This is a genomic window from Bradyrhizobium japonicum USDA 6 (assembly GCF_000284375.1).
Lineage (GTDB): Bacteria > Pseudomonadota > Alphaproteobacteria > Rhizobiales > Xanthobacteraceae > Bradyrhizobium > Bradyrhizobium japonicum.
This window is the reverse complement of record NC_017249.1, coordinates 977,462-989,580: the sequence shown is the minus strand read 5'-3', so window position 1 is coordinate 989,580 and position 12,119 is coordinate 977,462. Positions and strand designations below refer to the sequence as shown.

The 12,119-nt window shown below is 64.5% G+C and carries 12 protein-coding genes; 4 read left to right on the top strand and 8 right to left on the bottom strand.

Translation table 11 applies throughout. The features are described 5' to 3' along the window. Positions 1-119: 119 nt before the first annotated feature. The 7 genes from BJ6T_RS48125 to BJ6T_RS04535 form a co-directional block, all read right to left on the bottom strand. Positions 120-407, bottom strand: a complete 288-nt coding sequence (locus BJ6T_RS48125; RefSeq protein ID WP_430644623.1) for a hypothetical protein — start codon at positions 405-407, stop codon at positions 120-122. Next, positions 407-823, bottom strand: a complete 417-nt coding sequence (locus BJ6T_RS48120; RefSeq protein WP_240537945.1) for a hypothetical protein — start codon at positions 821-823, stop codon at positions 407-409. Before BJ6T_RS48120 ends, BJ6T_RS48125 begins: the two co-directional genes overlap by 1 nt. A gap of 111 nt (positions 824-934) precedes the next feature. Next, entirely contained in the window at positions 935-1,708 is a 774-nt protein-coding gene (locus BJ6T_RS04555; protein WP_043900334.1) for a hypothetical protein, read from the bottom strand. A gap of 222 nt (positions 1,709-1,930) precedes the next feature. After that, positions 1,931-2,440, bottom strand: coding sequence for an OsmC family protein (locus tag BJ6T_RS04550; protein ID WP_014491112.1), 510 nt, complete (start codon positions 2,438-2,440; stop codon positions 1,931-1,933). A 54-nt stretch (positions 2,441-2,494) separates the two neighbouring features. Then, positions 2,495-3,280, bottom strand: coding sequence for an ABC transporter ATP-binding protein (locus BJ6T_RS04545; RefSeq protein WP_028155306.1), 786 nt, complete (start codon positions 3,278-3,280; stop codon positions 2,495-2,497). A 4-nt stretch (positions 3,281-3,284) separates the two neighbouring features. Next, positions 3,285-4,130 (bottom strand): ABC transporter permease, encoded by an 846-nt coding sequence (locus tag BJ6T_RS04540; RefSeq protein ID WP_014491110.1) that lies wholly within the window; start codon positions 4,128-4,130, stop codon positions 3,285-3,287. Positions 4,131-4,208: 78 nt separating this feature from the next. After that, positions 4,209-5,180: an aliphatic sulfonate ABC transporter substrate-binding protein gene (locus BJ6T_RS04535; protein WP_014491109.1), complete on the bottom strand. Its 972-nt coding sequence runs from the start codon at positions 5,178-5,180 to the stop codon at positions 4,209-4,211. 188 nt (positions 5,181-5,368) lie between these two features. Here BJ6T_RS04535 and BJ6T_RS04530 point away from each other — a divergent pair, with 188 nt between their 5' ends. Next, positions 5,369-8,158 (top strand): [protein-PII] uridylyltransferase, encoded by a 2,790-nt coding sequence (locus BJ6T_RS04530; protein ID WP_014491108.1) that lies wholly within the window; start codon positions 5,369-5,371, stop codon positions 8,156-8,158. Positions 8,159-8,271: 113 nt separating this feature from the next. Here the strand turns inward: BJ6T_RS04530 and BJ6T_RS04525 are convergent, their stop codons facing one another. After that, entirely contained in the window at positions 8,272-8,802 is a 531-nt protein-coding gene (locus tag BJ6T_RS04525; protein WP_014491107.1) for a methylated-DNA--[protein]-cysteine S-methyltransferase, read from the bottom strand. Between the two features lie 97 nt (positions 8,803-8,899). On the opposite strand from BJ6T_RS04525, the gene BJ6T_RS04520 reads away from it, so the two are divergent. The 3 genes from BJ6T_RS04520 (at position 8,900) to BJ6T_RS04510 (ending at position 12,027) form a co-directional block, all read left to right on the top strand. After that, positions 8,900-9,256: a DUF1304 domain-containing protein gene (locus tag BJ6T_RS04520; RefSeq protein ID WP_174770135.1), complete on the top strand. Its 357-nt coding sequence runs from the start codon at positions 8,900-8,902 to the stop codon at positions 9,254-9,256. A 147-nt stretch (positions 9,257-9,403) separates the two neighbouring features. Beyond that, a complete protein-coding gene (locus tag BJ6T_RS04515) occupies positions 9,404-10,630 on the top strand; it encodes an ABC transporter substrate-binding protein (RefSeq protein ID WP_014491105.1) in 1,227 nt (408 codons plus the stop codon). 170 nt (positions 10,631-10,800) lie between these two features. After that, a complete protein-coding gene (locus tag BJ6T_RS04510; protein ID WP_028170385.1) occupies positions 10,801-12,027 on the top strand; it encodes an ABC transporter substrate-binding protein in 1,227 nt (408 codons plus the stop codon). The last annotated feature ends 92 nt before the right edge of the window (positions 12,028-12,119 follow it).

Genomic DNA, 12,119 nt, shown 5'->3' with positions numbered 1-12,119 from the left:
GAACCTTCCGCCTCCGGCGGTTACTCCGACCGACAAGCCATGAGGCGAGCCGCGATGCCGGGTTGTGTGCCGCAGGTGGAATTGCGAAGGCCTGGCCGTGTTCGCCGGCATACTGGCCGTCAGCGGCCCGCCCTGGCAAACGGCTCGATCAGCTTCAAGGTGGCGGCGAGGCGGATGCTGCGCTTGCCCGCGAGCGCGATCGCTTCCATGTCGACGCCCTTGTCATCGCAGTGGCCGGAGAAGCCGATGCCCACCTCATAGCCACCGAACAAGGGATGCTCGCTCTTTGCCAGCGTGTGTTCCTGATTGACGAATTCGCCTTTCCAGCGACCGTTCGCCGAAGAATAGGCGCCGAGATAATAGAAGAAGGCATCGCCGCCGAGGATGCGGCCGTCGCGCAGCAACATCACGCCGGTATGGCCACCGGTAATTCCATCCAGCATCCGGATGTCGATCGAATAGAGTCCGCTGACGATGCCGCCCTCGCCGACCGCACCGGGCGGGGAACGTCATCGTCGCCGAGCGGCGTCATCACGGCGCGAAACACCGAGGCGTCCTCGACCACTTCTCCCTCGAAGCGGTAGAGCATGCCCTGCTGTCGACCGCGAATGCTGATTGTGACGGCGTCGGAGCTGACCAGCGACCTGTGCTGCGGCGACCGGCTGTGGCGCTTCGTCCGGAGCCTGGCGACGATTTCGCCGTTCACAATCTCGTAGGTGCCGAGGTGGGCGAAGGCCGTGTTGCCGCCAAGCATTTTCCCGGCATGCGCGTACAGCACGCTGCGGCCGGAGCCGTCGTTGATATCGTATTCGACCTTGTACAATCCCTCCACCGCACGCCCCGATCTTGCTCTGTCGCCAGCTTAGCGGGTCTGCCAGCCCCGGTAACTAACTATCCTGACGCAGGGCTGGTCCCAAGCGTAGCGTACCTCGCCTTAGGAAGCGCGGCGCGGCTGATGCAACGGCCTCTTCCGTCGTCCCATCCACCACAGCGTCAGGTTCCAGCCGATGCAGGTGGCGAGTGCGCAACTCAAGCCGATCGCAGAGCCGAACTGCGTGACGGCGACGTGCAGCACCGCAATAGCCAGACCGAAACCGAGCAGGCCCCAGGCGGAGTTGGCGAGCACGGCGGCGGTCGGCGGGCCGCCGATGCGCGGATGCAGGATCACCATCATGCTGGTGAACACGATCGGGTAGAGCGCGATGACGCCGCTCACCCGCGGGCCGACCCATCCCGAGGTCGAGACCACGATCGCAACCAGCGTCGCGACCAGCGAGGCGCGGAACGGGATGTCGTACCACCGGCGTGTCACCAGCGGCATCTTCACATGGCGATATTTTGCGAGCAGCGGAATGCAGATGCCGAAGGCGACCAGGTTGACGGCGAGCCCGGCCGTCAAAGTCCAGTCGAACAGACGGATAATGGAGGCCAGCACGATCCACACCGCGACCGCGCTGCCGACGCTCGCCGGAAAACTGCGCCGCTGCGCCTGTACGACATAGGTGAGCCCCATGAAGATCGTCGCCGCGTTGACCGGAAGGCTCGACAGCGCGCCTTGCGCGATGAAGGCGGCGTCATGGTCGAGCGCGAGGAAGACGTAGGAAGGACCGGCCGAGATCGGCAAGGTCGCCACCAGTCCGCCGATCACCGGACCGGTGCGCTCGGCGATGAACGACGCTGACACGACAAATGCCGCGGCGATCGCCATGCGCAGGACGAGGAGGATGATGAAGTGGAGCTCGGGGGCATTCCGCGCGGTGCTCTTCACCCTCCCCTGGAGGGGGAGGGTCGGTTCGCAGCGCGTCAGCGGTGCGAGACGGGGTGGGGTGATCTCTCAACACGGGCAGTGTGCGACGTGGAGAGACCGTCACCCCACCCCGCTCGCGCTGCGCGCGATCGACCCTCCCCCTCCAGGGGAGGGTAAAGAGAGCTAGATCCGCTGCATCGACACCGAAACCTTCGGGCCGTTCTTGATGGTCTGGTAGACCACGCAATAGCGCTCGGTGAGTTTGAGCAGGAGATCGAGCTTGTCCTGCGGCGCGTCGGTGTCGACCTCGAAGCGCAGGCGGATCTCGGCGAAGCCGACCGGGGTCTCCTTGTCGACGCCGAGCGTGCCGCGGAAATCGAGATCGCCCTCGGCATAGACGTTGCCGGTCTTCAGCGGGATCTCGATGGCGGTCGCGACCGATTTCAGCGTGACGCCGGCACAGGCGACCAAGGCTTCGAGCAGCATGTCGCCGGAGCAGAGCTCGAGGCCGGAGCCGCCGGTGGCGGGATGCAGGCCCGCCATTGCGATGGCGCGGCCGGTCTCGACCTTGCAGGCGATGCCTTCGCTGTCGGTCGAGCCCTTGGCCTTCAGCGTGATCATCGCGGTCTTGGGATCGGTCTTGTAGCGTTCCTTGATCGGGGCCTGCATCTGGCGCAGTGCTGCGGCGTCCATCTTGTTCTCTCCCGGAAAAATCGTCCCTCGATGTACCGGCTCAGAGAGAAAATGTCACCACCACATGGCCTGACCGGGACCCTGGGTTGCGTCACGGTCGGGCACGTTGCGGTCGAGCGAACGGTCGAGTGACGTCAGCACACTTCGCTTGAAATTCTCGAACAGCGGCGAATTGCGGTCGCGCGGCCGGCCCAGATTGATCTCGATCTGGTCGAACAGCCGGCCCGGCCGCGGCCGCATCACCAGCACGCGATCGGCCAGCACCACGGCCTCGTCGACGTCATGTGTGACGAGGATGAGCGTCGGCCGCGTGTCGGCCCAGAGGTCGAGCAGATGATCCTGGAGATCCCTGCGGGTGAAGGCGTCGAGCGCGGAGAACGGCTCGTCGAGCAGCAGCACTTCCGGCTGCGGCACCAGCGCACGCGCGATCGCGACACGCTGCGCCTGCCCGCCCGAGAGCTCGCGCGGCCAGGCCTGCGCCTTGTCGGCGAGCCCGACGCGGGCGAGCGCGCGCGCCACCTTCTCGCGCCGCTCGGCCGCGGGCAGGTCGGCAAGGCCGAAGCCGATATTGTCGGCGACGCTGAGCCAGGGCAAAAGCCGCGGCTCCTGGAAGATGATGCCGATCTTGGCGTGCGGCGAACTGATCGCCTCGCTGTCGAGCGTCACCGTACCTGCGCTCGCGCGATCGAGGCCGGCGATGGCACGCAGCAGCGTGGACTTGCCGCAGCCGGAGCCGCCGATGATCGCGACGATCTCGCCCTGCTTGATCTCGGCGGAGAAACGCGCCAGCGCCTGCACGCCGTTGGGATAGGTCTTGCTGACCCGCTCGAGCGCCAGCATCGCGTTACGCTCCCCTCGCACGCCCGAAGGCGTCCTGCCAGCGCAGGAACGGCGCGGCTGCGACCTCTATCAGCCAGTCGGTGAGCTTGCCGAGAATGGCGAAGATCACAATCGCCGCGAGAATCTGCGCGGGCTTGCCGAGCTGCTGGCCGTCGAGCAGGAGATAGCCGAGGCCTTCGGAAGCGCCGATCAGTTCGGCCGCCACCACGAACATCCAGCCCAGACCAAGGCCGACACGCAAGGACACGACATAGGCCGGCAGCACCGCGGGCAGCAGGATGCGGCGGATCATGGCGAACCCGGAGAGGCGGAAGGTGCGACCGACCTCGACGATCTTGCGATCGACGGAAAGGATCGCGCCCATCACGCCGAGATAGACCGGAAAGAACACGCCGACCGCGATCAGCGCGATCTTGGAGGTCTCGAAGATGCCGAGCCAGAGGATGAACAACGGCACCCAGGCGAGCGAAGGGATCGCACGCAGCGCCTGCACGGTCGGATCGAGCAGCCGGCGTGCCAGCGACCAATAGCCGGAGATGGCGCCGAGCACGGTGCCCGCGATCACGCCGAAGGCGAAGCCGAGGCCGACCCGCCACAGCGTTGCGGCGATGTGGCGGACCAGCTCGCCGGAGCGGGCGAGCTCGGTGATGGTCCCAAACACGCGCGAGGGCGGCGGCACCAGACGGCCGTTGGACCAGCCGAGCCAGACCACCAGCTCCCAGCCGAGCGCGAGGATCAGCGGCAGCAACAGTCCCAGCACCGGCCGCGCGTAGCGCGACAGCCGCGGGGGCGCGGCGGCGCTCTCGGCCGGTTCCGAGGTCTGTTGCAACACTGGCGCGTCGGAGATCATGGCCGGTAGGAAGCGCGTCTGGTCGGGGAATGCAAGGGCGCCTCTTACCCTCCCCTGGAGGGGGAGGGTAAGAGCACCTCAATTCGTCGGCAGCGGGACCTGGTCGTCGATCAGGGCATCCAGCGTCGCCTTCACGTCGACCTTGGCGTCGACGACGCCGGCCTGCTGGAGGGCAAGGCCGGCAGCGAGGATCGACTCGCGCTGGGGCGCGCCGATGCGGCTGTGGGTGAGCTCGGTGCGCTCCTTGAGCTGCTTGTCGACGACGGCGTCCGGCAGCTTGGTCACGGCGATGAAGGTCTTCTTCAGGTCATCGTAATTCGCCAGCGAATATTTGCGCGCTTCCTCGTAGACCGCGAGCACGCGGCGGGCGGCGTCCGGATAGTCCTTCAAGAACTGCTCGCGCACATTGAGGATGCCCCAGGTGTTGGCATCCGCCTTGCGATAGAACAGTTTTGCACCTTCCTCGACCTCGGCCTGCGCCATCATCGGATCGAGACCGGCCCAGGCATCGACGTCGCCGCGGATCAGCGCGGTCTTGCCGTCGGCGTGCTGGAGCAGCACCGGCGTGATGTCCTTTTCGGTGAGGCCGGCGCCTAACAGCGCGCGCACCAGGAAGATGTGCGGATCGGTGCCGCGCGTCACCGCGACGCGCTTGCCCTTGAGATCGGCAACGCTCGCGATCTTGGAATCCTTTGATGTCACCAGCGCCGTCCATTCGGGACGCGAATAGACGTAGATCGACTTGATCGGGTTGCCGTTGATCTTGGCCACCAGCGCCGCCGAGCCCGCGGTCGAGCCGAAATCGATCGAGCCGGCATTGAGGAATTCGAGCGCCTTGTTGGAGCCCGCCGACTGCACCCAAATGATGCTGATGCCGTCCTTGGCGAATTCCTTCTCCAGCAGACCCTTCTGCTTCAGGACCATCGACACCGGATTGTAGGTCGCCCAGTCGATGCGGATTTCCTTGAGCGGATCCGCCGCCCGTGCCGCAGGGGTCATGGCGAGCGCAACAGCCCCCGCCAACAGAATGCGTCGTGTAATCCCGGTCATGCCCAGCCTCCTCAAAAACTTCATTGTTTTTCAATGAGTTATTTCTAGAGGTCAACGAGAAAATCGCTATCCCGAAAGCCCCTCGGCCGAGAACGATTTTGCCCGAGGCCGGCCTTTTCCAGCATGGAACGACTATTGCCAGAGAATGGCGGGTGACAGCGCCTGTCACCTCTTATATCCGGTGAGACATGGACAGCGTCGCAACTGAGTATAAGCCAGAGGTGGACGATCGCTTCGACACCGCGCGGATCACCGCCGCGGTCGATGCGCTTGCCGAGAAACATCAGGGACGTGAGGACACGTTCCGCACGGCCATGGCGCAATTGCTGAAGGCCGAGCTGATCGCAGCGCGCGCCGCGGCGCAGGCGATCCTGCTGAAGGACCGTCACGGAAGGCGCTGCGCCGAACGGCTGTGCCACGTGCAGGACGAGATCATCCGCATCCTGTATTCGGCGGCGACCCACCATCTCTATCGCTCGCCGATCCCGAGCGGCGCGGAGCGCATGGCGGTGGTCGCGACCGGCGGCTATGGCCGCGGCCTGATGGCCCCGGAGTCCGACATCGATCTCCTGTTCATCCTGCCCTACAAGCAGACCGCCTGGGGTGAGCAGGTGGCCGAAGCCATTCTCTACTGTCTCTGGGACATGGGACTGAAGGTCGGGCACGCCACGCGCTCGGTCGATGAATCGATCCGGCAGGCGCGCGGCGACATGACCATCCGCACCGCGATCCTGGAAACGCGCTTCCTGACCGGCGACCAGCCGCTCTATGACGAACTGGTCGCGCGCTTCGACAAGGACGTGGTGCAGGGCACGGCGTCCGAATTCGTCACCGCAAAGCTCGCCGAGCGCGAGGAGCGCCACCGCCGCGGCGGTCAATCGCGCTACCTGGTCGAGCCCAACGTCAAGGACGGCAAGGGCGCCCTGCGCGACCTGCACACGCTGTTCTGGATCGCCAAATACGTCTACCGCGTCCGTGATACCGACGAGCTGGTCGAGCGCGGCGTGTTTGACGCGCAGGAATACCGCACCTTCCGCCGCTGCGCCGACTTCCTCTGGTCGGTGCGCTGCAATCTGCACTTCTACTCCGGCCGCGCGGAAGAGCGCCTCTCCTTCGATCTCCAGCGCGAGATCGCGGTCCGGCTCGGCTACACCTCGCATCCCGGCATGCAGGACGTCGAGCGCTTCATGAAGCACTACTTCCTGGTCGCCAAGGAAGTGGGCAACCTCACCGCCATCCTCTGCGCCAAGCTCGAGGACCAGCAGGCCAAGCCCGCGCCGGTGCTGAGCCGGATGATGGCGCGGCTGCGCCCCGCGCCCGCGAAGCGCCGCGTCCCCGACAGCGACGACTTCCTCGTCGACAACAACCGCATCAACGTCGCCGCGCCCGACGTGTTCAAGCACGATCCGGTCAATTTGATCCGGATCTTCCGCCTGGCGCAGAAGAACAACCTTGCCTTCCATCCGGACGCGATGCGCGACGTGACGCGCTCGCTCGGACTGATCAACGCGCAGCTGCGCGAGAACCCGGAAGCCAACCGGCTGTTCATGGAGATCCTGACCTCCGACAACGCCGAGATCGTGCTGCGTCGGATGAACGAGACCGGCGTGCTCGGCCATTTCATCCGCGCCTTCGGCAAGATCGTCTCGATGATGCAGTTCAACATGTATCATCACTACACCGTCGACGAGCATCTGATCCGCTGCGTCGGCTTTTTGCAGGACATCGAGCGCGGCGGCATCGAGGAGTTCACGCTCGCCAGCGATCTCTTCCGCAAGATCCGGCCCGAGCACCGTGCGGTGATCTACATCACGACGCTGCTGCACGACATCGCCAAGGGACGGCCGGAGGATCACTCGATCGCGGGCGCCAAGGTGGCGCGCCGGCTGTGCCCGCGGCTCGGCTTCAGCGCGGCCGACACCGAGCTCGTGGCCTGGCTGATCGAGGAGCATCTGACGATGTCCACGGTCGCGCAGTCGCGCGATCTCTCCGACCGCAAGACCATCGAGAATTTCGCCGCCGTGGTGCAATCGGTCGAGCAAATGAAATTGCTCACGATCCTGACCACCGCCGACATCCGCGGCGTCGGCCCGGGCGTGTGGAACGGCTGGAAGGCGCAGCTGCTGCGCTCGCTCTATTATGAAACCGAACCGGTGCTGACCGGCGGCTTCTCGGAAGTCGACCGCGGCAAGCGCCTGACGGCCGCCTACGCCGAATTCCGCATGGCCTTCGCCGAATGGCCGGCGGACGAACTCGATGCCTATATCGGCCGGCACTATCCCGCCTATTGGCTCAAGGTCGAGCTGCCGCGGAAGATCCGCCATGCCCGCTTCGTCCGCTCCAGCGAACAGGCCGGCCACAAGCTCGCGATCAATGTCGGCTTCGACGAGGTGCGCGGCGTCACCGAGCTCACGATCTTCGCCGCCGACCATCCCTGGCTGCTCTCGATCATCGCCGGCGCCTGCGCCTCGGCCGGCGCCAACATCGTCGACGCGCAGATCTACACCACGACCGACGGCCGCGCGCTCGACACGATCTCGATCTCGAGGGAATACGATCGCGACGAGGACGAGGGAAGGCGCGCCACGCGCATCGGCGAGATGATCGAGGACGTGCTGGAAGGCAAGCTGCGCCTGCCCGAAGTGGTGGCGCGGCGCACCGTGCGCAGCAAGGCGCGGCCGTTCGTGATCGAGCCGGAAGTGACCATCAACAACCAGTGGTCCGACCGCTACACGGTGATCGAGGTCTCCGGCCTCGACCGCCCCGGCCTGCTCTACGAGCTGACCACCGCGATCTCGAAGCTCAACCTCAACATCGCCTCGGCCCATGTCGCGACCTTCGGCGAGCGCGCCCGCGACGTGTTCTACGTCACCGACCTCCTGGGCGCGCAGATCAACGCGCCGACGCGGCAGTCCGCAATCAAGAGCGCGCTGACCCACGTCATGGCCGGCGACAAGGCGGTGCAGCCGGCGGCGTGAGGCAGGTTGCTCGCACGCGCCTCTCTCCACTCGTCATTCCGGGATGGCCCGAAGGGCCAGGCCCTTCGCGCGCCCCGGAATGACGAGGGGAGAGATTGGCGCGCACTACGCCTTCAAACCTCCACTCCCTCATGCCGCAGCAGCCACCTCTTCCGCTCCAGGCCGCCGCCATACTTCACCAGCGAGCCGTCCGCGCCGATCAGGCGGTGACAGGGCAGCACCACGCTGATCGGGTTGGAGCCGTTGGCATGGCCGACGGCACGAATGGCTTTGGGCATGTCGATTCTAGCGGCCATCGCGCCATAGCTCATCGTGGCGCCGGCGGGGATCTTTGCGAGCGCAGTCCAGACCTTCTGTTGGAACGGCGTGCCGGCGATGCGCCATGCGACGCCCGAGAGCTGGCCGAGATCGCCTTCGAAATAGCCCGACAGCGCCGTCCGCATCTCCGTCGGCGCAGGCTGATCGCTCAGATCCACGGCGCCGTATTGCAGGCGCAACAGCTCGCGCATGCGGTGCTCGTAGTCTTCCCAGTCGAACGCACGCAAGGCGCCCTCGGCATCGGTGACGAGCAGCGCGATCCCGATCGGCGTCGTCAGGCGATCGAGGCCGAATCGTTCAGGCGGTTTGGTTGATCGAGCGGGCATTGCGACACCAGGCCATCGAAACACGCCATCGCACTTGCCATGCCGGCCGTGCTAACGTCCACCCGAAAGCTGACGCTTTGGGGGGCTCAACTTGATTCTGATCACCAATGTCCTGGTGGCGCTGGTCGCCGCACTGCACGCCTACTTCCTGGTCCTGGAGATGTTTCTCTGGGACAAGCCGCTTGGCTTGAAGACATTCCGTAATACGCCTGAAAAGGCCGAGATCACGAAGGTGCTGGCGGCCAACCAAGGGCTCTATAATGGCTTCCTCGCCGCCGGCCTGATCTGGGGCCTCGTCCACGGCAACCCGGCCTTCGCATTCCAGATCAAGGCATTCTTCCTGCTCTGCGTGATCGTGGCCGGCGCCTACGGCGCGGCGACCGTCAGCACCCGCATCCTGCTGGTGCAGGCGCTGCCTGCGGCGATCGCGCTGGTTGCGCTGTTTCTGACCTGATTCCCTTGACCTGAGACGCTTCGGCGCAGCGTCGCGATCCTTGCGCGGCGCCGGACCTTCCTCCACACTCTCCGGCAGCGATGGCGACCGTTGCAATCAACGGGAAAAGACCGTCGACCGGAAATTCCGTCAGGAGGAACAACCAAGATGAACAATCGCAGAGCCTTCATAGCTGCCACGGCGGCGCTCGCCTTCGCGTTCTCCGCCAGCCAAGCCCTCGCCCAGAAGAAATATGACACCGGCGCGAGCGACACCGAGATCAAGATCGGCCAGACCGTGCCGTTCTCCGGCGCCTATTCCGTCTACGCCAATATCGGCAAGACCCAGGCCGCCTACTTCAAGATGATCAACGATCAGGGCGGCATCAACGGCCGCAAGATCAATCTGATCCAGTATGACGATGCCTATTCGCCGCCGAAGACGGTCGAGCAGGTGCGCAAGCTCGTCGAAGGCGACGAGGTGCTGTTCACCTTCCAGATCATCGGCACGGCCGCGAACGCCGCCGTGCAAAAATATCTCAACGGCAAGAAGATCCCGCAGCTGCTGGCCTCCACCGGAGCCGCACGCTTCAATGATCCGCAGAACTATCCCTGGACCATCGCCTACAATCCCAACTACGTGTCCGAGGGACGCATCTACGCCAAGTACATTCTCGCCAATCACCCCAATGCCAAGATCGGCGTGCTCTACCAGAACGACGACATGGGCCGCGACTATCTCGCCGGCCTCAAGAGCGGCCTCGGCGACAAGGCCGCCAAGATGATCGTCGGCGAGGTGTCCTATGAAGTCACCGACCCGACCGTCGACTCGCAGGTGGTCAAGCTGAAGTCGCTCGGCGCCGATCTCTTCTACGATGCCTCGACGCCGAAGTTCGCGGCGCAGGCCATCAAGAAGGTGGCCGAGCTCGGCTGGACGCCGGTGCACATCCTCGACATCAATGCGAGCCCGATCTCGGCGACGCTGAAGCCGGCCGGCCTCGACATCTCCAAGGGCATCATCTCGACCCAATACGGCAAGGAGCCGAGTGACCCGCAATGGAAGGACGATCCGGGCGTGAAGGCGTTCTTCGCCTTCATGGACAAGTATTTCCCCGAAGGCGACAAGCTCAACACGGTCAACACCTATGCTTATTCGGTCGCCGAGTTGCTGACGCAGGTGCTGAAACAGTGCGGCGACGACCTGTCGCGTGAGAACGTGATGAAGCAGGTCGCCAACATCAAGGACTTCACCCCGAGCTTCGCGCTGCCCGGCATCAAGATCAACACCGGACCGAACGATTATCGCGTCAACAAGCAGATGCAGATGATGAGGTTCAACGGCGAGCGTTGGGAGCTGTTCGGCCCGATCATCGAGGACAACGGCCCGGCGGGCTAGTGACTGCGTAGGGTGGGTTAGCCGAAGGCGTAACCCACCCTACGAACTGCGCGTCTCCGCTCACCTTGCGTTGCAGCAACGCCTCATCCACAATTGCCCTCAGCGGTGACGTCCTGTGCGCAAGAGCACCCGGGCAGATCATCGGCAATAACAAGCTGAGGAAATTGCGAATGAGGAATGGAATGCTGCATCTGGTCACGGCAACGGCGCTGACCCTGGCGCTGTCGGTCACCGCGGCCAGTGCCCAGAAAAAATATGATCCGGGCGCCAGCGACACCGAGATCAAGGTCGGACAGACCATGCCGTTCTCGGGACCTGCGTCGGCCTATTCGTCGATCGGCAAGACCCAGGCCGCCTATTTCAAGATGATCAACGACCAGGGCGGCATCAATGGTCGCAAGATCAATCTGATCCAGTATGACGACGCCTATTCGCCGCCGAAGGCCGTGGAGCAGATCCGCAAGCTCGTCGAGAGCGACGAGGTGCTGCTGACCTTCCAGATCATCGGCACGCCGGTGAACGCGGCCGTCCAGAAATATCTCAACTCCAAGAAGGTGCCGCAGCTGTTCGCAGCGACCGGCGCCTCGAGGTTCACCGATCCGAAGAACTTCCCGTGGACGATGGGCTTCAACCCCAACTACTTCGTCGAAGGCCGCATCTACGGCCAGTACATTCTGAAGGAGCATCCCAATGCGAAGATCGGCGTGCTCTATCAGAACGACGACCTCGGCAAGGACTATCTGAACGGCATCAAGGCCGGCCTCGGCGACAAGGCCGCCAAGATGATCGTGACCGAAGCCTCCTACGAGGTCTCAGATCCCACCGTCGACTCCCAGATCCTCAAGATCAAGGACGCCGGCGCCGATCTGTTCTTCAGCGCGACAACGCCGAAGCAGGCCGCGCAGGCGATCAAAAAGATCGCCGAAATGGGCTGGCATCCGATCCAGATCGTCGACATCAACGCGACCTCGGTCGGCGCGGTGCTGAAGCCGGCAGGCCTCGATGCCGCCAAGGGCCTGATCAGCGTCAACTACGGCAAGGAGCCGCTGGATCCGACCTGGAAGGACGACCCGGGCCTGAAGAAGTATTTCGACTTCATGGCGAAGTACTATCCTGATGGCGACAAGGACTCGAACTTCAACACCTACGGCTACAGCACGGCGCAGCTGCTGGTCCATGTGCTAAAGCAGTGCGGTGACGACCTGACGCGCGAGAACGTCATGAAGCAGGCGGCGTCATTGAAGGACGTCACCAGCGACACCGCGCTGCCGGGCATCAAGGCCAACACCTCGGCGACCGACTACCGGGTCAACAAGCAGCTTCAGATGATGAAGTTCAACGGCGAACGCTGGGAGCTGTTCGGCCCGATCCTGGAGGATTCGGGCCCGGCCGGTTAGGCCGCGAAGGCACATGTCGTAGGGTGGGCAAAGACGCGCAAGCGTCGTGCCCACCATCTCTCCACGATCGCGACGAAGGTGGCGGCACACGC